The following is a 20,253-nucleotide window of genomic DNA, read 5'->3' as shown; positions in this document are numbered from 1 at the left end:
TCGCGTCGTCTTCGGCGCGCGGTCAGACCGTGGGGATGCCGCGACGACGGCACTCCGCGACGCGATCCTCGGCCTCGATGGTCCTGAGCCCGCGCGGCAGGTCCGGCGAGACGGTGTAAACAGCATCCGCGCGCCGGACGCCACCCCGTTCGCCCTCCCCCGACGGCGCCGTGCGCACGTGCCGCGCGTAGCGGAAGCCGCGGATCAGGGCGTACTGCGCGGCGGCGCAGTCGGCATAGGCGCGCAGGTCCGCGAGATCGCGCGCGCCGGCCATCGCCACGCGCAGACGCACGAGGTCGGGGGCGAGCAGAGCCGTCTCCACGCCCCGGTACTCGGGGCGGAACAGCGTGACCTCGATCGCGGCCTCGGGCGGCGGGGGCGCGGCGGCGGCGCAGGCCGCCAGCAGCGGCCCGGCCAGGAGCGCCGGGGGCGCGCGGCGCACGGCTACTCGGCGGCGAGCGAGGCGGCGTCGCGGCCCGAGGCGATGCGCGAGAGCTCGGCCATGAGCTGCGAGGCCCGCGCGACCGGGTTCGTGAGGTAGAAGTCGCGTGGCGTTCGCGCGAAGTCCCCCTCGGCCATCGCGGCGTCGGACGGTGCGGCCTCGAAGCGGTTCTCGGCCACGGCGTCGATCTCGGCCAGCACAGGGGCGTGCTCGACCAGCAGGCGGCGGCAGGCGGCGAGGCTGTCGAAGGGCAGCTGGTGCCCCGCCTCGGCCGAGAGCGCGCGCAGGATCGCCCAGTTCTCCTTGGCCTCGCCCGGCGCGAACGAGGCGCGAAGGGCCAGCTGCGGGCGCCCTTCGGTGTTCACGAAGAGGCCCTGCTCCTCGGTCCAGGCGGCGGCGGGCAGGATCACGTCGGCGCGGTGCGCGCCGCGGTCGCCGTGGGAGCCCTGGTAGATCACGAATGGCCCGGCGGGGACGTCCACCTCGTCGGCGCCGAGGTTGAAGACCACGTCGCCCGCGAGCGCCTCGGCGATGCCGCCCTCGCAGTGGGCGCCCGCGTCCATGGCGCCGACGCGCCCGGCGGCGGTGTGGAGGATCAGGAGGCCCGAGTTGGAGTTCTCGGCCACGCGGCGCGCGGCGGCCAGCACGGCGGCGCCGTCATCGCCCGCGAGCGCGCCCATGCCCACGATCACCAGCGAGGGCGTCTCCCGGGTCTCGTCCGACACCTCGTGGTCGAGCAGCCCGGCGAGGGCCGCGCGGTCCGTGCCGACGTGGGCGTAGGGGAAGGTCATCTCCACGGCCTCGCCCACCAGACCGACGTCGGCGCCGGCGAGCCAGGCCTTGCGGATGCGCGCGTTCAGCACGGGCGCGTCCACGGCCGGGTCGGCGCCGACCACGAGGATGTTGCGGGCCGCGTCGATGTCCTCGATGGCGGCCGTTCCGGCGTAGGAGGCCCGCTCGGGGCCGATCTTGGCGCCGTCGGTGCGGCACTCGGTCACGCCGCCCAGGGAGTCCATGAGCATGCGCAGCGCGAAGGCCGCCTCGGTGGGGGCCAGGTCGCCGACGATGCCGGCGGGCTTCGCGGCGCCTTTCAGCGCGGCGGCGGCGGCGCCGATCGCCTCGGGCCAGGTGGCGGGGCGCAGCTTGCCGTTTTCGCGGATGTAGGGGCGGTCGAGGCGCTGGCGGCGCAGGCCGTCCCACACGAAGCGGGTCTTGTCGTCGAGCCACTCCTCGTTGGTGCCGTCGTGGTTGCGAGGCAGGATGCGCATGACCTCGCGCCCCTTGGTGTCCACGCGGATCGAGGCGCCGAGCGCGTCCATCACGCCCACGGTCTCGGTCTTGGTCAGCTCCCAGGGGCGTGCGGTGAAGGCATACGGCTTCGAGACCAGCGCGCCCACGGGGCACAGGTCGATGATGTTGCCCTGCAGGTTCGATTTCAGGGTCTCGCCGAGGTACGAGGTGATCTCGCTGTCCTCGCCGCGGCCCACCTGCCCCATCTGGGTGATTCCGGCCACCTCGGTGGTGAAGCGCACGCAGCGGGTGCACGAGATGCAGCGCGTCATGTGCGTCTCGACCAGCGGCCCGAGGTCGAGGTCCACGGCGGCGCGCTTGGGCTCGCGGTAGCGCGAGAAGTCCACGCCGTAGGCCATGGCCTGGTCCTGCAGGTCGCACTCGCCGCCCTGGTCGCAGATCGGGCAGTCGAGGGGATGGTTGATGAGCAGGAACTCCATCACCCCCTCGCGGGCCTTCTTGACCATGGGCGAGTTGGTGCGGACCTGGGGCGGCTGGCCCTCGGGTCCGGGGCGCAGGTCGCGCACCTGCATGGCGCAGGAGGCGGCGGGCTTGGGCGGGCCGCCGACCACCTCCACGAGGCACATGCGGCAGTTGCCGGCGATGCTCAGGCGCTCGTGATAGCAGAAGCGCGGGATCTCGATGCCCGCCTGCTCGCAGGCCTGGATCAGGGTGGTGGCCCCGTCGACCTCGACCTCCTGGCCGTCGATCACGATCTTCCTCAGGTCGCCCATGCGCTCGCCCCGTCTCTTTGCTTGCGCGGGGTTCTAGCCCCTGCCCGCGCCGAGGGCCAGCGGCGAGGTTGTCGCGCCCCGCCCTATCGCGGGTCGAGGAGCTGGCCCACCGCGCTGCCCCGCGCCGCCTCGGCCCGGCCCACGCGGCAGTGCGCCTCGGCGTCGCCCGCCGGCGCGCCCATCTTGGCGAGGCGCCCGCGGGCGATGGCCTCCAGGCGGTCCTTCTCGGCGCGGTCGTCGATGAAGGCCTCGATCTCGGCGCCCGAGTAGCCCAGGGCGCGGGCCTCGTTGCGCAGTGACAGCAGCGCCGCGATGCCGCGGAAGCGGCGGGCGTCGATGGAGGCGCAGCGCTCGCTGATCTCGTAGGCGATGCCGATCGTGATCAGCCCTTCGGTGATGGCGCGCTCGTCGCGCAGCCCCGCCGAGGCAGGGGCGGCGACGGTGGCAATTGCGAGGGCGGCTAGCAGGGATCGGGTCATGGGACCTCCGGGGGCTGGAGCCGCAAGAGGTCGGGGCTGGGCCGCCGATATTCAATGTCGCCGCGCCGAGGGGCGGTGACGTCACCCCGGCGTCAGCGCGACACGCAGAGGCCCGCGACGGTGACGGTGTCGCCCGCGCCCGGCGAGACGCCGGCGCGGCCCGGAGGCAGGCTCCAGAGGATATCCGAGGCGCCCGCCGTCTCGAGGCAGTGGCGCACGGCGCGCACGCGTCCGGCCTCCAGCGCGGCGGCGGGACCGCGCGAGGCGGGACGGGTGGCGACGGCGAAGCGGCGCGCGTCGCCGGCGTCCACCGCGATGCGCGAGCGGAACGTGGCGCCGCCGATCTCGGTGGCCTCGCCGCGCAGGTTGTCGAGCCGCGGCAGGCGCGGCACCCGGTCACCCACGGCCGAACCGACCGCGGCGACCTGCCCGCAGCCCGCCAGCACCAGGAGAAGCGGGAGCGCGAGCCTCACGGCGCGACCTCCACCAGCAGCGCGCCGAGGGGCGTGGCTTCGGCGATCTCGGCCCGGCCCGCAGCGCAGACCGCCGCCTCGGGCGCGCCGTCGGCGAGTTCGTGCCGCGCGAGGAACGCCGCCTGGCGCTCGGCGATGGCGTCCGCCGGGTCGTCCATGCGCTCGGCCAGCGTCTCGGGGGTGAAGCCGTCGGCGGTGAGGCGGCCCAGAACGTCCTCGGTCACGCGGGCGGCGGCGATGGGGTCGACCGACAGCGCGGCGCAGCCCCTGGCCAGCGCCTGGGCCGTGGTGGTTTCGAACACGGCATCCACGAAATAGCCGGGCGCCGGCTCGGCCGCATGCGCCGGCGCGGCGGCGAGGATCAGCGCGAGCGCCCCGATGCCCCTCACGCGAAGGCCCCCGCGAGGGCGAGCACGGCCAGTCCCAGAACGCAGAGCAGCGCCAGCGACCAGAAGGCCGAGCGGGCGGGCTGGTTCTCGGTCATGACGTGCACGGCGGCCATGGCGACGCGGAGCACGATGAAGAGCGAGGCCAGCAGGTTGACCCAGAAGGGCGCCGCGCCGGCCAGGATCGCGGCCACCGTGGCGGCCACGAAGGGCCCCGAGATCTCGACCGCGTTCGCGAAGGCCCGCTCGCGCCGGTACCACGGATCGGCGTAGTCCCGCACCGGCTTGCCGCAGGGCGCGCGGTCGGACGTGCGCCCGCGCGTGGAGACGGCGGCCAGCACCGGCACCACGACCGCCCACAGGGCGAGCGCGGCGATGGCGTGGGCGTAGGGATCGAAGGCGTCCAAGGGGGCCTACTCTGCGGCCACGGCGGGCGCGCGGCCCGCGCGCTTGTGCTTGATGCGGTCCTCGATCTCGTCGCGGAAGTGCCGGATCAAACCTTGGATCGGCCAGGCCGCGGCGTCGCCGAGGGCGCAGATCGTGTGGCCCTCGACCTGCTTGGTGACGTCCAGCAGCATGTCGATCTCCTCGACCTCCGCCTCGCCGCGCACCAGCCGGTCCATGACGCGCATCATCCAGCCGGTGCCTTCCCGGCAGGGCGTGCACTGGCCGCAGCTCTCGTGCTTGTAGAAGGCCGCCAGCCGCCAGATCGCCTTGATGACGTCCGTCGACTGATCCATCACGATCACCGCCGCCGTGCCCAGGCCCGACTTCTGCTCGCGCAGCCAGTCGAAGTCCATGATCGCCTCCTTGGCGATCGCCGAGGGCAGCAGCGGCACCGAGGAGCCGCCGGGGATGATCGCCTTGAGGTTCTTCCAGCCGCCGCGGATGCCGCCGCAGTGGCGGTCGATCAGCTCCTCGAACGGAATGCTCATGGCCTCCTCGACCACGCAGGGGTGGTTCACGTGGCCCGAGATCGCGAACAGCTTGGTGCCCGCGTTGTTGGGCCGCCCGAACGACGAGAACCAGTCCGCGCCGCGCCGCAGGATGGTGGGGACGACGGCGATGCTCTCGACGTTGTTCACGGTGGTGGGGCAGCCGTAGAGGCCCGCGCCTGCCGGGAAGGGCGGCTTCATGCGCGGCATGCCCTTCTTGCCCTCGAGGGACTCAAGGAGGGCCGTCTCCTCGCCGCAGATGTAGGCGCCCGCGCCGTGGTGGAGGTAGAGGTCGAAGTCGTAGCCCGAGCCGCAGGCGTTCCGGCCGATCAGCCCGGCGTCGTAGGCCTCGTCCACGGCGATCTGCAGCGCCTCGCGCTCGCGGATGTACTCGCCGCGCAGGTAGATGTAGCAGGCGTTCGCGCCCATCGCGAACGAGGCGATCAGGCAGCCTTCGATCAGCGTGTGCGGATCGTGGCGCATGATCTCCCGGTCCTTGCAGGTGCCCGGCTCGGACTCGTCGGCGTTGACCACGAGGTAGGCGGGGCGCCCGTCGGATTCCTTGGGCATGAACGACCACTTAAGGCCGGTCGGGAAGCCCGCGCCGCCGCGGCCCCGCAGGCCGGAGTCCTTCATGACCTGGACGATGCCGTCGCGGCCCATCTCCAGGAGCCGCTTGGTGCCGTCCCAGTGCCCCCTCTCCTTTGCCCCGGCGAGGCTGCGATCGGCCATGCCGTACAGGTTGGTGAAGATCCGGTCTTCGTCCTTCAGCATCGCGTCTACTCCTTGCGGGTGCGCCAGAGGCCCACCGCCATCACCACGGCCCAGCCCAGCGCCGCCAGCGCCGCGAGGTCGGCCAGGGCCACCCAGCGCACCGGCCAGCCCAGGCGCGAGGCCGCGAACTGGACCGCGATCCACAGGGCGAAGGTGCCTAGGATCACGGCTCCGATGCGGCGCTGCTGCGTGGCGGCGTGGCGGGCGGGGTCGCTCATGTCCGGCTCTCTTGACCAGCCGGGGCGGGCGCCGTCAAGCGCGCGGGGGTGCGGCGGATCGGTGCGGCGGGAGGGGGGCGCCCCCCGTACACCCCCCGTACGCCCCCCGTGCATACCCGGGAGCGCCGGGGCTCTGCCCCGGACCCCGAGGTATTTCGGGCAAGATGAGGATGGGGCGGCGGGTCGAGGGCGTGCCCCCCCCTACCCCTTCGTCTCGCTCAGGAGCTTCGCCTGCGCAACCCACTCGTCGCGGCTGGCGCGGCCGCGGAAGCCCTCGAGGTGGGAGTCGACCCAGGCCAGCTCCTCGTCGTCCCAGGCGGCGATCTGCCGGAAGTGGAAGACGCCCATGTCGTGGAGCATGGTCTCCAGCTTCGGGCCGACGCCGCGGATCAGCTTGAGGTCGTCGGCGCCGCCGCGCGGCTCCTTGAGGGCCTCGGGGCGGCGGCCCGCGCCGGCGGAGCCGCCGATCTCGGGCCCGCCCGAGACGCCGCCCGCGTCGGTCTGGGCGTCGTGGCCCGTGGCGCTGCCGGCGGCGGGCGCGGAGCCGCGCGCTTCGGACCGCGCACCCGGGCCCACGGGCGCCTGCTGAGCGTCGGCGCGGGGGGGCGAGATGTCGCCGGACTTGCCGTGCGGGTCGGCGGCGCCGGTGGAGCCGTCGGGGGTGGAGGTGGACTCGGCCGCGGTCTCGGTGCCCTTGGGCTCGCCGTCGTCGTCGGTGGTGCCGGTGATCTGGGGCGAGGGATCGACGCCGCGCTCGGCGGCGGTCGCGGCCTCGCCCAGCCCCTCGCCGGGATGGCCCTCGGGGTCCTCGGCCACGCTGTCGAGCGCGGGGCGGGCGATCGAATCGCCCTCGGAGCCGTCGACGTTGGCATAGCCGTCGGAGCTGTCGCCGCGGTCCCGGTCGGCGGGCACGTCGTCCGGCGCGCGGCCGTCGGGGCGCCCGTCGGGGCCGTCGGGGTGCATCATGGGATCGCGCGAGGCGGCCTCGGGGTCGGGGTCGGCCTGCTCGGCCACGTGCCACGGGGTGCGCAGCGGCACCTCGGTGCCGTCGATGCGCTTGAGGGTGTCGCCGATCTCGCGCGCGAGGGCCACGGAGGCGTTGGCAGCCTCGCCCGCCGCATCCTTCAGCGAGGTCAGCCCGCCCGCCGGCTCCGAGGCCCAGCGGCCCTTCTGGGGCCCCGGCTCGGGCACGTCGCCGCGGCGGAAGGCGTCGAGCAGCTCGACCATGCGCTCGGGCGTCAGGTCCTCGTAGTAGTCCTTGCCGATCTGGGCCATGGGCGCGTTGGAGCAGGCGCCGAGGCACTCGACCTCCTCCCACGACAGCATCCCGTCCTCACTGATCTGGTGGGGCTTGGGCGCGATGCGCTCGCGGCACACGGCCACCAGATCCTCGGCGCCGCAGATCATGCAGGACGTGGTGCCGCAGATCTGGATGTGCGCGGCCCGACCCACGGGCTGGAGCTGGAACATGAAGTAGAAGGTCGCGACCTCGAGGGCGCGGATGTAGGCGAGGCCCAGCCGCTCGGCCACGTGCTCGATGGCGGGGCGGGTGAGCCAGCCCTCCTGCTCCTGGGCGCGCCAGAGCAGCGGGATGATCGCGGAGGCCTGCCGGCCTTCGGGATACTTCGTGACCTGCGCCTCGGCCCAGGCCTCGTTCTGGGGCGTGAAGCGGAAGCTCTCGGGCTGCTGGGCGTGGAGGCGGCGGAGCATGGGCGTCCCCTTCAGGTGTCGGCGCGGGCACCTCCTACCCGCCGGGCGCGGGCGGAGGCAAGCGGCGGCGGGCGGGCTAGTCGCCGCAGTCCGCGAGGGCCAGCGTCGCGCCGCGGCGGTCCACGGCGAGCACGCCGCGCGCCTCCAGCGAGTCGATGGCCGCTTGCAGGGCGCGGTAGTGCGGCGAGCGGCGGTCGGCGATCTCGATGGCGGGCACGCGCAGGCTGCGCGAGACCTGCCGAGCGAAGCGCACGCGCTCGCCGTCCTCGGCCAGCCCGAACGAGCAGCCGTGGACGCGAAGCGCCTCCACCAGCGCCCCCTCGTAGCGCAGCGACTGGGCGCCCGCGGGCGCGGCGAGGGCGGCGAGCGCGAGGGTCAGCAGCGCCTTACGCACAGCCCGGCCCCCGCGAGGTGACGATCCGGGGGTCGGCCGCGTCGGGCACCAGCACGCCGCGGTCGATCAGCGCGAAGGGCGCGGCGTCCACAAGCGCGGCGGTCTGCAGGAGCGCGATGCCCCCCGGCCCGGCCAGTTGCGCTTCCGTAGGCGCGAGCCCGTCGGCGCGGCGCTGGGCATCCAGCGCATCGAGCGACACGGTGCAGCCGCGCCGGGCGGCGAAGTCGAGCACGTAGGCTTCGGCGTCGGCGGCCGTGAGGATGGAGACCGGCCCGGACGGGGCCGCGGAGGGCACGCCCGCGGGGCCAATGGGGGCCGGGGCGATGGGCGCGTCGGGCGCCGGGACGCACGCGGCGAGGAGCGGGAAGGCGAAGAGGGCGTGTCTCATGCGCAACCCATCCCCGCCCCCGCCCCGGAACGCAAGCCTCGGCTAGCGGTCGATCTCGCCGAACACCACGTCCATGGTGCCGATGATCGCGGCCACGTCGGCGAGCTGGTGGCCCGTGGCGACGTGGTCCATCGCCTGCAGGTGCAGGTAGCCCGGCGCGCGCAGCTTGGCGCGGTAGGGTTTGTTCGAGCCGTCCGAGACCATGTAGACCCCGAACTCGCCCTTGGGCGCCTCGACGGCGGCGTAGACCTCGCCCTCGGGGACGTGGAAGCCCTCGGTGTAGAGCTTGAAGTGGTGGATCAGCGCTTCCATCGAGGTCTTCATGTCGCCGCGCTTGGGCGGCGTGACCTTGCCGCGCGCGAGGATGTCGCCGCGGCCCTCGGGCGCGCGCAGCTTCTCGATGCACTGGGTCATGATGCGCAAGCTCTGGCGCATCTCCTCCATGCGCACGAGGTAGCGGTCGTAGCAATCGCCGTTGGTGCCCGTGGGGATCAGGAAGTCGAACTCGTCGTAGAGCTCGTAAGGCTGGGCGCGGCGCAGGTCCCACGCGAGGCCCGACCCGCGCGCCATCACGCCCGAGAAGCCCCAGTCGAGGACCTCCTGCTCGGTGACCACGGCGATGTCGACGTTGCGCTGCTTGAAGATGCGGTTCTCGGTGATGAGGCCGTCGATGTCGGCGAGCACGGCCGGGAAGTGCGCGATCCAGGTCTCGATGTCGTCGATCAGGTCGGGCGGCAGGTCCTGGTGCACGCCGCCGGGGCGGCAGTAGGCCATGTGCATGCGGCCGCCCGAGGCGCGCTCGCAGAACACCATGAGCTTCTCGCGCTCCTCGAAGCCCCAGAGGGGCGGCGTCAGCGCGCCCACGTCCATGGCCTGCGTGGTGACGTTGAGGAGGTGGCTCAGGATGCGGCCGATCTCGCAGTAGAGGACGCGGATCAGCGAGGCGCGGCGGGGGATGTCGAGGCCCATGAGCTTCTCGATCGCCAGGCACCAGGCGTGCTCCTGGTTGAAGGGCGCCACGTAGTCGAGGCGGTCGAGGTAGGGCAGGTTCTGGAGGTAGGTGCGGCTCTCCATCAGCTTCTCGGTGCCGCGGTGCAGGAGGCCGATGTGCGGGTCGCACCGCTCCACGATCTCGCCGTCGAGCTCCAGCACGAGGCGGAGCACGCCGTGGGCGGCGGGGTGCTGGGGGCCGAAGTTGATGTTGAAGTTGCGGATCGACTGCTCGTCGGTGTGCACGTCGATAGAGCCGTCGTCGTAGCGGTCCTGCCGGAGATCGCCGTCCATCATGTCGCCTCGCGGTTTCGGGGCTCGGAGAAGGCGAGCACCCACAGAAGGATCAGGGAGAGGAGCGGGAACACCGCCAGGAGGGCGAACCACTTGGAGTAGCCGAACTTCGGCAGCAGCAGCCAGAAGGGCACGACGAAGACGGCGGCGACCATGATCATCAGCAGGAGGCCCCAGAGCCCCCCGCCGGCCATCATCATGCCGCCGTCGTCCATCATGCCTGCCCCCCGGACTTCTCGTCGCCGGGCAGCACGTAGTCGGCGCCCTCCCAAGGGCTCTCGAAGTCGAACATCCGGTATTCCTGGGTCAGCTTCACCGGCTCGTAGACCACGCGCTTCTTGGCCTCGTCGTAGCGCATCTCGACGTAGCCCGTGGTGGGGAAGTCCTTGCGCAAGGGATGCCCGCGGAAGCCGTAGTCGGTGAGGATGCGGCGCAGGTCCGGGTGGTCCGTAAACAGGATGCCGAACATGTCGAAGATCTCGCGCTCGAACCAGTTGGCGCACGGATGGATCGCGGTGATGGAGGGCATCATCTCCTCCTCGCGGATGCGCGCGCGCAGGCGGATGCGCTGGTTCCGGCGCATGGAGAGGAAGTGGTAGACCACCGCAAAGCGGCGCTCGTCGCCGGGCCAGTCCACGGCGGTGATGTCCACGAGGGTGGTGAAGCGGCAGGTCTCGTCGGACTGAAGGAACTCCACCAGCGCGGGCACGTCCGAGGGCCGGACGTCGAGGGTGAGTTCGCCGCGGTCCACGGAGGCGGCGGCCACGAGGTCGGGCTGCTTGGCCTCCAGGTGGGCGGCCAGCTCCTCGAGGGCGGCGGGGTCGCCCACGTGGGCGGTGCGGACGAGGGCCATCAGCGGGTTCCCTTCGGTTGGCATGCGGCGCTCATCGCACGAGCGTCCCGGTGCGGCGGATCTTCCGCTGGAGCTGGAGCAGGCCGTAGAGCAGCGCCTCGGCCGTGGGCGGGCAGCCGGGGACGTACAGGTCCACGGGCACGATGCGGTCGCAGCCGCGCACCACCGAGTAGCTGTAGTGGTAGTAGCCGCCGCCGTTGGCGCAGGAGCCCATGGAGAGCACGTAGCGCGGCTCGGGCATCTGGTCGTAGACCTTGCGCAAGGCGGGGGCCATCTTGTTGGTCAGCGTGCCGGCCACGATCATCAGGTCGGACTGGCGAGGGCTCGCGCGCGGCGCGGTGCCGAAGCGCTCCATGTCGTAGCGCGGCATGGCGGTGTGCATCATCTCCACGGCGCAGCAGGCCAGGCCGAAGGTCATCCAGTGGAGCGAGCCGGTGCGCGCCCAGTTGATGATGTCCTCGGTGGAGGTGAGCAGGAAGCCCTTGTCCTGCAGCTCGCGGTTCAGGAGCTGCGTCGCATGCTCCTTGTCGCCGCCCGCGGTGTTCAGTCCGGTCTGCACGCCCATGGAGCATTCCCTGTCTGGAGGTCGGAGGCCTGCCGCTTCCGGTCGGGTCGCGGTGTAGCCCGCGCCCCCCGAGCGGTCAACGCGAGGGACACGGGAGAAGATAGGGGCCGGGCGCCTTCGCTCCCAGCCCCGGAGGTGCGACCGATCCGCCCGCCCTAGCCGCGGGCGAGCAGGAAGCGCACCATCTCGGCCGAGGCGTCCGGGCCGGCGGCATCGGCATAGGAGCCGGAGGCATCCCCGCCCTGCCAGGCGTGGCCCGCGCCGCGCACGCGCCACAGCTCCACCGGGGTGCCCGACGCCGTGCTGCCGGCCTCCACCTCCCAGGCGCGCCCGCCGGCGCTGCCCGCGCGGCGCTTCGCGTCCTGCAGGGCCTTCGCGTAGCCCTCGGCGTTGGCGGGCGCGACCGTGCGGTCGGCGTCGCCGTGGAACAGGATCGTGGGCACCGCGGGCGCGTGCGCCCGCCCCGCCCCGTCGCCGCGCATGGCCGCGAAGGCGCCCGGCATGTCGCGCGCCGAGCCGGGGACCAGGCCCGAGTGGATGCCGGCGGCGGCGAAGATCTCCGGGTGCGCCTCGGCGGTCTCGGCGGCCATGGCGCCGCCCGCCGAGAGGCCGGCCACCATCACGCGGCCCGCGACCCCGTGCTCGGCCGCCAGGGCGCGGGCGAGATCGGCCACGAGCGCGGACTCGCCGCTGCGGCCCTGATCCCCGGGCTGGAACCAGTTCCAGCAGGCCTGCATGTTGTGGGTCCGCTCCTGCGCCGGGTAGGCGACCACGAGCCCGTGCGTCTCGGCCAGCGCGTTCATGCGCGTGCCCCGGGCGAAGTCGTCGGGATTCTGGGTGCAGCCGTGGAGCATCACCACGAGGCCCTCGGCCGCGCCTCCCGCGGCGACCGCGGCGGGCACGTAGAGTTTGTAGGCACGGGTACCAAAGGGCGAGGCGTGGCGCCGCTCCTCCCACACCGCGCCGGGCGCGATCTCGGGCGCCGCGGCGGGCGCCGAGCGGCGGCGCAGGCGGGCGACGGTCTCGCGCAGGCTGCTGCGGGCGCGGGGCGGCGTCTCGCCCAGCACCTCGGCATCCTCGACGCGGGGCGCGCGGCGACGGGGCTTGGCCTCGGATGCCGGTTCGGCCTCGGGCGCGGAGGCGGGCGCGGTGCCCCCGCCCAGCGCGGACTGGATCATCCGCGTGGCGGCGGCGGGGTCGCCGGCGCGCACGGCGTCGAGCGAGCGGCGCATGGCCGCCATGAAGTCCTGGGACATTGGTCGTCTCCTCGGGTGGGGGATCAGCGGATGCGATCCCGCAGGGCGTCCTTGAGCGCCGGGGAGGCCTGCAGCGCCCCCAGCACGGTGATCGAGCCGATCGCGGCGCGCGCCAGCTCGGGGTCGATGTCGGAGGCGAGCCGGGCGAGCCCGACGACCTTGACGTGCAGCACCTCGCCGGCGCGGCGCGCGGCCTCGAGCTCGGCGCGGTCGATGTCGCGCAGGCCCATGTCGAGCGTGCGCCGCTCCACCAAGGCCTCGACCTCGCCGCCCTGGGCGGCGAGCTGGGCGCGGATAGCGGAGCGGATGAAGTCGGTGCGGCTGGTGTAGAAGCCCTCCTCGACCAGGAGGTCGATGCGGCCGAGGTCCACGTAGCCGAGGTTCACGGTGACCTTCTCGGTGTCCACGGGCTTGATCTTCTTCGGCACGGGGGCGGCTCCTTCCATCCACTTGGATGGTATATGGTCGTGCTGCAGTGCAGCGCAAGGGCGCGCCGGGGTGGGTCACGTCGGGGCAACGTGTTGAGATGGCGAGGGTTCACGCATTGCCGCGATGCGGCGGGGGCATGGGTGGGGAAACGCGAGAACCCCGCCGCGGGTGCGACGGGGTTCTGGGGTCGGGTCAGGGTTGTAGGTGGTGATTGCGCACCCGCGGAAATGACGGACCCCGCCGCTTGCGCGGCGGGGTTCCTCGCTTCGGTCGGTCCACTGGACCGACCGATCCGACGGTCAAACCGTCGGACCGCTCGTCATTCCCAATCCAGCGCGCCCTTCTTCCACTCGTAGGCAAAGCCCACGGTGAGCACGGCGATGAACGCCATCATCGACCAGAACGCCGCCTCGGAGATCGCCGCGAAGCTGACCGCCCAGGGGAACAGCATCGCGATCTCGAGGTCGAAGATGATGAACAGGATCGCCACGAGGTAGAAGCGCACGTCGAACTTCATGCGCGCGTCGTCGAAGGCGTTGAAGCCGCACTCGTAGGCCGAGACCTTCTCGGGGTCGGGGTTGCGCACCGCCACCACCGCGGCGGCCAGGATCAGCACCACCCCGAGCGCGATCGCCACGCCGAGGAACATCAGGATGGGCAGGTACTCGCGCAGCATCGCGTCCATGGCGGGGGCCTCCGTGGGGGTTTCGTGTGGTCTAGGGCGCGGGGGGAGCGGGAGCAAGGGTTGGGGGCGGTCCCGAGGTTCGCGGGTGCCGCACGCCCCGGCCTTGCGCCGGGGCCTCGGCCCACCGCGGGCGCTTCGCTCCGGAACGGCACCGCCTACGGCTGCCGGAGGCCCCGGCGCGGGGCCGGGGCGCGGCGGGGCGCCCCCCCTACCCGCCCAGCGCGCGCAGGAGCGCGGGGCTGGGATCGCCCGTCACCGCCACCCCGAGGCTCCGCTGCGCGGCCTCGATGGCTTCGCGGGTGCCGGTGCCGATCACGCCGTCGGGCTTGCCCGCGTCGAAGCCCGCCGCACCGAGGCGGCGCTGCAGCTCCTGGCGTTCGGCGAGCGTGAGGCCGTAGCGATCGGGGCCGAAGCTGGCCTCCAGCGGCCCCGCCCCCGCGATGCGGTCCGACAGGTAGCCGACGGCCAGCGCGTAGCTGTCGGAGTTGTTGTAGCGCTTGATGACGCCGAAGTTGCGCCCCGTGGCGAAACGCGGGCCGCCGGGGTCGGGCTGGAGCCCGCCCGAGCCGGTCTCGCCGCCCCAGCGCTCGCCCCGCCGCCAGCCGGAACGCTCCAGGTAGGCCGCCGTGGAGGCCAGCGCGTCCGAAGGGTCGTCGCTCCAGATGTCGCGTCGGCCGTCGCCGTCGAAGTCCACCGCGTAGGCCTGGTAGGAGGTGGGGATGAACTGGGTGTGCCCCATGGCGCCGGCCCAGGAGCCGACGAGGCGGTCCGGCGTGGTGTCGCCGCGCTGGAGGATCCGGAGGGCGGCCGTCAGCTGCTTCTCGAAGAACGAGCCGCGCCGCCCGTCGTAGGCCAGCGTCGAGGTGGCCGAGACCACGCCGATGTCGCCGCGCCGCTCGCCGTAGCGGCTCTCGACGCCCCAGATGGCGGCCACGACCTCGGCGGGCACGCCGTGGCGGGCCTCGATGGCCTCGAGCTTCGAGCGCTGGCGCGCGAAGGCTTCCCGGCCCAGCCGCACCCGCTCCTCGGAGGCGACCAGCTGCAGGTAGTCCTCGAACGAGCGCTTGAATTCGGTCTGGTTGCGGTCGCGCTCGACGACGCCGGCGAGGTAGCCGGCCCGCGCGAAGGCCCGGTCGATCACGCCCGCGTCGATGCCGGCCGAGCGCGCGCGGGGCTTGTAGCCCTCGACCCAGGCGAGCCAGTTGGCCGTCCGCTGGGGCACCAGCCCCGGATCGGCGCCGCGGGGCACGGGGCGGACCTGCGCCTCGGCGGTGCAGGCGGCGAGCGCGAGGGTGCTCAGGACGAAGGCGCGGCGCGTGAACATGGTTCGGCTCCCGGGACGGTGAGTCCCGGCATATGAATCGCCCGCCCCCGCGCGGCAAGCGGGCTCGTCAGCCTTCCGTCGACCAGTCGGGCTTCCGCCGATCGAAGAAGGCGCCCACGCCCTCGCGCGCCTCCGGGTCCTCCCAGCGGGCCATGAGCGCGTCGATGGAGCGGGCGACGGTGTCTTCCGTCACCGATCCGCCCAGCATCCGCGCGAGGCGCTTGGCGTCGCGCACGGCGCCGGGGGCGCAGGCGAGGTAGGGCGCGACCTCGGCCTCGACGGCGGCGTCCAGATCGGCGGCCGGCACCGCGCGGGCGACGATGCCGAGGCGCACGGCCTCGTCCGCCCCGAAGCGGCGCGAGGACATGAAGACCTGCCGCGCGCGCCCCTCGCCCATGCGGCCCACCACGTAGGGTCCGATGGTCGCGGGGATCAGGCCGAGGCGGGTCTCGGTCAGGCCGAACTTGGCCTCTTGGCTCGCCACCGCCACGTCGGCCACGCAGGCCATGCCCACGCCGCCGCCGAAGGCCGCGCCGTTGACGCGCGCCACCAGCGGCACGTCCATGGCATCCAGCGCGCCGAGCATGTGGGCGAGCCGCTCGGCCTCCCGGCGCCGCCCCTCGGGGGTCGCGTCGAACTGAGCGCGCATCCATCGCAGGTCGCCGCCGGCGCAGAACGAGGCCCCTGCCCCGGTCAGCACCACCACGCGGGCGTCGGGCGCGCGGGCGAAGGCCGTCAGCGCGTCCATCGTCGCGGCTTCGAGCGCGTTGTGGACGTCGGGGCGGTCGAGCGTCACGGTCGCCACGCCCCGTTCGTCGCAGCTTACGGTGATCGTCATGGGCGCATCTCCCTCGCCATCCGTCCCGCCTCGGCCACCTTCGCCGCATCCAGCCCGGTGGCGAAGCCCTTCGACTCGACGTGGGCGAGCACCGCCTCGGTGGCGACGTTGCCGGCGGCGCCCGGCGCGTAGGGGCAGCCGCCGAGCCCGCCCACGGCGGCGTCGAACACGCGCAGACCGCGCGCGAGGCCGACGTCGACGTTCTCCAGCGCCCGGCCGCTCGTATCGTGGAAGTGGCCGGCGAGCTTGTCCGCCTCCATCTCGCCGAGCACCGCCGAAAGCATGGCGTCCACCGCCTCGGGCGTTCCGCGTCCGATGGTGTCGCCCAGGGACACCTCGTAGCAGCCCATGTCCCGCAGGGCGGCGACCACGCGGGCCACGTCGCCCGGCGGCACGGCGCCGTCGAAGGGGCATTCGACTACCACCGAGACGTAGCCGCGCACCGGCACGCCGTCGGCGCGTGATGCCTCGGCCACGGGGCGGAACCGCTCCAGGCTCTCGGCCACGGTGGCGTTGAGGTTGGCCTTCGCGAACCCTTCCGAGGCCGATCCGAAGATCGCCACCTCGTCAGCCTTCGCCGCGCGGGCGCGTTCGTATCCCTTCATGTTGGGGGTCAGCGCGGCGTAGCGCACGCCGGGGGCGCGGCGGATGCCCGCCAGCACCTCGGCGGAGTCGGCCATCTGCGGCACCCATTTCGGGGACACGAAGCTGGCCGCCTCGATGCGGCGGAAGCCGGCGTCCGACAGGGCGTCCACGAGGGCGACCTTGGCAGCGGTGGGGATCGCGCGCGCCTCGTTCTGCAGGCCGTCGCGGGGGCCGACTTCGAAGATTTCTACGCTATCGCTCACCGCCCGCTCTCCCGCCAAGCCGCGCCGTTCCGTCCCGCGCCCCCGGCTTTCGCGGCGCCACTGGCGCCACGGTCCGGGGGCGCCTCGAATATCTCTACTGCATCGCTCATCGCTTTCCCTCCGGTGGCACCACCTCGGGTGGCTCGAAGAACTCCCGCGGGTAGAGCGCACCGCCCGCCGTCGGCAGGCTCGCCCGGAAGCCCTCGCGCGCGGCGCAGCGGTCGTACCATTCCTGGAGGCGCGGCCGCTCGCCGATGTGGGCGAAGTGGCGCGCCATGTAGACCGCCTGCGCCACGCTCACGTCCGCCGCCGAGAAGCCCCCGGCGAGCAGCCAGTCCCCCGCCAGCCCCCGCTCCACGGCGTCGAAGCACTTGCCGAGGCGGGCGGCCTCCAGCTTCATCACCACCGGAGAGCGCATCCAGTCCTCGCGCAGCATGACGTGCTGCTGGGTGAGCACCTGCGCGTGGGTCGAGATCGTCTCCGAGAAGTGGACCCAGATCAGCCAGTCGGCGCGCTCGGCATGACCCGGCGCGCGGCCCAGCCCGGCGTCCGGGAAGCGCTCGCACAGCACTTCGGTGATCGCCCCGGTCTCCCAGAGCGACCGCCCGTCCATCTCCAGCGCGGGCACCCGGCCCACTGGGTTGAGGGCTAGGAACTCGGCCGAGCGGAGCGCCTTGTCGAAGGGCCATTCGGTGACCTCGAACGGCACGCCCAGCTCGTGCAAGAGCCAGAGCGTGCGCATCGAGCGGGTCTGCGGGCAGTGGTGCAAGCGGATCATGTGGCCCTCATCTTGCCGAAAATACCTCGGGGGAGCCGCCGGAGGCGGCGGGGGCAGCGCCCCCTACCCCGCCTCGTCCTCGAGCCGCACGATCGCCGCCCCCGCCTCGACCTGGGCGCCGGCCTCGGCCAGCACCTCGGCCACCGTGCCGGCGCGGGGCGCGCGCAGGGCGTGCTCCATCTTCATGGCCTCGAGCACGGCCAGCCGCTGGCCCTCCTCGACCGCGTCGCCGGCGGCGACCAGCACCTCGCGCACGAGGCCGGGCATGGGGGCCTCGACCGCGCCGGCGCCGCCCGCGCCCTCCTCGCCGCGCGCGAGGGGGTCGGGGATCTCGAACGGGTAGGCGTTGCCCCAGAAGATCGTGAGGGTGCCGCCGTCCCGTGCCCAGTCAGCGGCCACGGGGCGGCCGTCCACGCGCCAGCCGGCGGCGGTGCGCAGGGCCTCCACGGCGCCGTCGCCGAGGTCCACGGCGTAGCGTCCCGGCCCCTCCACGGCGACGAAGCCCTCCACGGCCTCGCCGCGGTGCGTCATGGTGACGGGCCAGCGCAGCGGGGTCCAGTGGTGGGCGCCCTCGTGGGGCTGGGGGCGGTCCAGCCCGAGGGCGAGGCAGGCGGCCAGCGCGCGGGTGCGCTCGCAGGCGACCGGATGGGGGCTGAGGCTGTCCGCCTCGCGGTCGATCAGCCCGGTGTCCACCTCGCCGCGCCCGAAGCCCTCGTGCCGCGCGAGGCGGCGAAGGAAGGCGAGGTTGGTGACCGTTCCCGCGACCTGCGTATGGGCGAGCGCGCGGTCCAGTTGGCCGAGGGCCGCGCCGCGGGTCTCGCCGCGCACCACGATCTTGGCGATCATCGGGTCGTAGTGGGGGGAGATGCGGTCGCCCTCGCGCACGCCGGTCTCGATGCGCACGCCTTGCGGAAAGCGCAGGCGCGAGAGGCGGCCCGTGGCGGGCAGGAAGCCGACCGAGGGGTCCTCGGCGTAGAGGCGGGCCTCGAAGCTGTGGCCTTGCAGCGAGAGGTCGGACTGATCCAGCCAGAGGGATTCGCCCGAGGCCACGCGGAGCTGCCATTCCACGAGGTCGACGCCCGTCACCTCCTCGGTCACGGGGTGCTCGACCTGGAGGCGGGTGTTCATCTCCATGAAGTAGAAGCGGTCGGCGCGCAGGCCGTCCGAGGCGTCGACGATGAACTCCACGGTGCCGGCGCCGGCATACCCGATGGCCTCGGCGGCGCGCACGGCGGCGGCGCCCATGGCCTCGCGCATGTCCTCGGGCATGCCGGGCGCGGGCGCCTCCTCGATCACCTTCTGGTGCCGGCGCTGGAGCGAGCAGTCGCGCTCGAAGAGGTGGACCGCGCGGCGCCCGTCGCCGAAGACCTGCACCTCGATGTGGCGGGGGGTGGCGACGAACTTCTCGACCAGCACGCGGTCGTCGCCGAAGGCGCCGCGTGCCTCGGCGCGGGCGGAGGCTAGGGCATCCTGGAAGTCGGCCTCCCGGTCCACGCGGCGCATGCCCTTGCCGCCGCCGCCCGCGACGGCCTTGATCAGCACGGGCCAGCCGATCCCGGCCGCCTCCTGCGCGAGCCGCACGTCGGCCTGGTCGCGGCCGTGGTAGCCGGGGACCACTGGGACACCAGCTTCCTCCATGCGCTTCTTGGCGGCGTCCTTGAGGCCCATGGCGCGGATCGCCGACGCGGAAGGCCCCACGAAGACGAGGCCGGCCGCCTCGACCGCCTCCACGAAGTCCGGGTTCTCGGACAGGAAGCCGTAGCCGGGATGGACGGCCTCGGCGCCGGTGGCGCGCATGGCCTCGACGATGGCGTCGCCGCGCAGGTAGCTCTCGGCAGGGCTCGCGCCGCCGAGGGACACGGCCTCGTCGGCCATGGCCACGTGGCGTGCGTCCGCGTCGACGTCCGAGTGGACGGCGACAGTGCGGACCCCAAGGCGGCGGCAGGTGTCGATGACGCGGCAGGCGATCTCGCCACGGTTGGCGATGAGCAGCTTGCGGATCATGGGGCGTCCTCCAGGGCGGCGCGGAGCGTGGCCGCGGATCGGGCGTCGAAGGCGACGAGGATGGGGTGGGGCGGCTCGCCCATCTCGCGCAGGGTGGCGACGGCGATGCGCGCCGCGCGCTCGGGCGGGAAGCCGTAGATGCCGGTGGAGATGGCGGGGAAGGCGACCGTCCGCGCACCCAGGCCCCGCGCCACCTCGACCGAGTGGCGGTAGCAGGAGGCCAGCGCCGCGTCCTCGCCGGCGCCGCCGCCCCGCCAGACGGGGCCGACGGTGTGGATCACGTGAGCGGCCGGCAGGCGGTGGCCGCGGGTCGCCTTCGCGTCGCCGGTCTCGCAGCCGCCCAGGGCGCGGCATTCCTCCAGCAGCTCCGGCCCGGCGGCGCGGTGGATCGCGCCGTCCACGCCGCCGCCCCCCAGGAGCGAGCGGTTCGCGGCGTTCACGACCGCGTCCACCGCCATGCGCGTGATGTCGCCTTCGCGGACCTCGATCACAGGACCTCCACCAGCCGGAAGCGCTCGCACATCAGCCACATGTCCTCGGAGAAGCCGCCCGTGCGGCGGAAGTAGGCGACGTGCCCGGCGCGCCACTCCGCGAAGTCGCCCTCGCCTTCCGCCAGCGCGAAGGCCTCGGGCACGTCGCGGAAGCGGCACTCCGCGACCTCGCTGGTCTCGATCACGGCCGCCGGCGTCCAGTCCCACCAGCAGGCCACGTCGCGGCGCCCCACCACGGGACGGGCCGGATCGCCCTCGGGGTAGTCCTCGAGCGGCGCGCAGGTGGCGGTCTTGTCTCCCGAGCGCACGAGCTGCGTGAGCGAGGCGCACAGGTCCGGCCCGTCGCCGAAGCGGAAGGCCTGCGCGCCGGGATGGCGCGCGAGCACGCGGTCGAGGGCGCTCACGGGCAGGCTCCCTCGTGCCTGAGCGTCTGCGGCCCGTAGGGGCAGGCAACCGCACCCGCACCGGGGCCGTCGTTGCATCGGCGTGCCCGGCCCGAGGCGGCTAGCGGCAACTCGGCGGGACTTGGAAGCGGATGGCCCCCCGCATCACGGTGCCCCCCGGTTGGCAGTCCGGCTCCCGCGCCGGCGCGGTGCGAGCGGTCGGCGCGCGCGGGGACGCGCCAGGGGCCGGCGGCGTCCGCGCATCGTCCGGCGGCGCGATCGCCAGGGCTAC

At 73.7% G+C, this 20,253-nt stretch carries 25 protein-coding genes; all 25 read right to left on the bottom strand.

Features of this window, described 5'->3' with window-relative positions:
- Positions 1-22 precede the first annotated feature (22 nt).
- Positions 23-442, bottom strand: coding sequence for a hypothetical protein (locus K3554_RS07410; protein WP_409197341.1), 420 nt, complete (start codon positions 440-442; stop codon positions 23-25).
- A gap of 2 nt (positions 443-444) precedes the next feature.
- On the bottom strand, positions 445-2,466 hold the full coding sequence (nuoG, locus tag K3554_RS07405; protein WP_259945480.1) for an NADH-quinone oxidoreductase subunit NuoG: 2,022 nt from the start codon (positions 2,464-2,466) through the stop codon (positions 445-447).
- Positions 2,467-2,549: 83 nt separating this feature from the next.
- A complete protein-coding gene (locus K3554_RS07400; RefSeq protein ID WP_259945479.1) occupies positions 2,550-2,945 on the bottom strand; it encodes a DUF5333 domain-containing protein in 396 nt (131 codons plus the stop codon).
- 92 nt (positions 2,946-3,037) lie between these two features.
- Positions 3,038-3,418: a hypothetical protein gene (locus K3554_RS07395; RefSeq protein ID WP_259945477.1), complete on the bottom strand. Its 381-nt coding sequence runs from the start codon at positions 3,416-3,418 to the stop codon at positions 3,038-3,040.
- A complete protein-coding gene (locus tag K3554_RS07390; RefSeq protein ID WP_259945475.1) occupies positions 3,415-3,807 on the bottom strand; it encodes a DUF5333 domain-containing protein in 393 nt (130 codons plus the stop codon). Before K3554_RS07390 ends, K3554_RS07395 begins: the two co-directional genes overlap by 4 nt.
- Positions 3,804-4,211, bottom strand: a complete 408-nt coding sequence (locus K3554_RS07385) for an MAPEG family protein (RefSeq protein ID WP_259945472.1) — start codon at positions 4,209-4,211, stop codon at positions 3,804-3,806. The genes K3554_RS07390 and K3554_RS07385 overlap by 4 nt, the downstream gene beginning before the upstream one ends.
- Before the next feature lie 6 nt (positions 4,212-4,217).
- A complete protein-coding gene (nuoF, locus tag K3554_RS07380) occupies positions 4,218-5,513 on the bottom strand; it encodes an NADH-quinone oxidoreductase subunit NuoF (RefSeq protein ID WP_259945471.1) in 1,296 nt (431 codons plus the stop codon).
- A 5-nt stretch (positions 5,514-5,518) separates the two neighbouring features.
- Positions 5,519-5,731, bottom strand: a complete 213-nt coding sequence (locus tag K3554_RS07375; RefSeq protein ID WP_259945469.1) for a DUF5337 domain-containing protein — start codon at positions 5,729-5,731, stop codon at positions 5,519-5,521.
- Positions 5,732-5,932: 201 nt separating this feature from the next.
- On the bottom strand, positions 5,933-7,441 hold the full coding sequence (nuoE, locus tag K3554_RS07370) for an NADH-quinone oxidoreductase subunit NuoE (RefSeq protein WP_259945467.1): 1,509 nt from the start codon (positions 7,439-7,441) through the stop codon (positions 5,933-5,935).
- 76 nt (positions 7,442-7,517) lie between these two features.
- Positions 7,518-7,835 carry a hypothetical protein gene (locus tag K3554_RS07365; RefSeq protein ID WP_259945465.1) on the bottom strand — a complete coding sequence of 106 codons (318 nt, stop codon included), beginning with the start codon at positions 7,833-7,835 and terminating at the stop codon, positions 7,518-7,520.
- Positions 7,828-8,223, bottom strand: coding sequence for a hypothetical protein (locus K3554_RS07360; RefSeq protein ID WP_259945463.1), 396 nt, complete (start codon positions 8,221-8,223; stop codon positions 7,828-7,830). The genes K3554_RS07365 and K3554_RS07360 overlap by 8 nt, the downstream gene beginning before the upstream one ends.
- Positions 8,224-8,265: 42 nt before the next feature.
- Positions 8,266-9,510 (bottom strand): NADH-quinone oxidoreductase subunit D, encoded by a 1,245-nt coding sequence (locus tag K3554_RS07355; protein WP_259945462.1) that lies wholly within the window; start codon positions 9,508-9,510, stop codon positions 8,266-8,268.
- The gene (locus tag K3554_RS07350; RefSeq protein ID WP_259945461.1) at positions 9,507-9,725 is read right to left on the bottom strand and encodes a hypothetical protein; all 219 of its coding nucleotides are present in this window, start codon (positions 9,723-9,725) and stop codon (positions 9,507-9,509) included. Before K3554_RS07350 ends, K3554_RS07355 begins: the two co-directional genes overlap by 4 nt.
- Positions 9,722-10,360 (bottom strand): NADH-quinone oxidoreductase subunit C, encoded by a 639-nt coding sequence (locus K3554_RS07345; RefSeq protein ID WP_259945459.1) that lies wholly within the window; start codon positions 10,358-10,360, stop codon positions 9,722-9,724. The genes K3554_RS07350 and K3554_RS07345 overlap by 4 nt, the downstream gene beginning before the upstream one ends.
- Before the next feature lie 31 nt (positions 10,361-10,391).
- Entirely contained in the window at positions 10,392-10,925 is a 534-nt protein-coding gene (locus K3554_RS07340) for an NADH-quinone oxidoreductase subunit B family protein (RefSeq protein ID WP_055084349.1), read from the bottom strand.
- Positions 10,926-11,080: 155 nt separating this feature from the next.
- Entirely contained in the window at positions 11,081-12,181 is a 1,101-nt protein-coding gene (locus K3554_RS07335; RefSeq protein ID WP_259945451.1) for a PHB depolymerase family esterase, read from the bottom strand.
- Positions 12,182-12,204: 23 nt separating this feature from the next.
- Entirely contained in the window at positions 12,205-12,609 is a 405-nt protein-coding gene (locus tag K3554_RS07330; protein ID WP_259945449.1) for a CopG family transcriptional regulator, read from the bottom strand.
- A 320-nt stretch (positions 12,610-12,929) separates the two neighbouring features.
- Complete coding sequence (locus tag K3554_RS07325) at positions 12,930-13,295, bottom strand: NADH-quinone oxidoreductase subunit A (protein ID WP_259945446.1); 366 nt, start codon at positions 13,293-13,295, stop codon at positions 12,930-12,932.
- Positions 13,296-13,503: 208 nt separating this feature from the next.
- Positions 13,504-14,619, bottom strand: a complete 1,116-nt coding sequence (locus tag K3554_RS07320; RefSeq protein WP_259945444.1) for a lytic murein transglycosylase — start codon at positions 14,617-14,619, stop codon at positions 13,504-13,506.
- A gap of 67 nt (positions 14,620-14,686) precedes the next feature.
- Entirely contained in the window at positions 14,687-15,457 is a 771-nt protein-coding gene (locus K3554_RS07315) for a crotonase/enoyl-CoA hydratase family protein (protein ID WP_259945442.1), read from the bottom strand.
- Positions 15,454-16,305, bottom strand: a complete 852-nt coding sequence (locus tag K3554_RS07310) for a hydroxymethylglutaryl-CoA lyase (protein ID WP_259945440.1) — start codon at positions 16,303-16,305, stop codon at positions 15,454-15,456. Before K3554_RS07310 ends, K3554_RS07315 begins: the two co-directional genes overlap by 4 nt.
- A 106-nt stretch (positions 16,306-16,411) precedes the next feature.
- Positions 16,412-17,083 (bottom strand): glutathione S-transferase family protein, encoded by a 672-nt coding sequence (locus K3554_RS07305; protein WP_259945438.1) that lies wholly within the window; start codon positions 17,081-17,083, stop codon positions 16,412-16,414.
- Between the two features lie 63 nt (positions 17,084-17,146).
- The gene (locus K3554_RS07300; RefSeq protein ID WP_259945436.1) at positions 17,147-19,087 is read right to left on the bottom strand and encodes a biotin carboxylase N-terminal domain-containing protein; all 1,941 of its coding nucleotides are present in this window, start codon (positions 19,085-19,087) and stop codon (positions 17,147-17,149) included.
- Entirely contained in the window at positions 19,084-19,578 is a 495-nt protein-coding gene (locus K3554_RS07295) for an O-acetyl-ADP-ribose deacetylase (protein WP_311200385.1), read from the bottom strand. The genes K3554_RS07300 and K3554_RS07295 overlap by 4 nt, the downstream gene beginning before the upstream one ends.
- Entirely contained in the window at positions 19,575-19,982 is a 408-nt protein-coding gene (locus tag K3554_RS07290; protein ID WP_311200384.1) for an ASCH domain-containing protein, read from the bottom strand. Before K3554_RS07290 ends, K3554_RS07295 begins: the two co-directional genes overlap by 4 nt.
- Positions 19,983-20,253 lie beyond the last annotated feature (271 nt).

The organism is Jannaschia sp. W003 (assembly GCF_025144335.1).
Lineage (GTDB): Bacteria > Pseudomonadota > Alphaproteobacteria > Rhodobacterales > Rhodobacteraceae > Jannaschia.
Note: the sequence above shows the minus strand (reverse complement) of the source record. Positions and strands in the feature narration are given on the sequence as shown.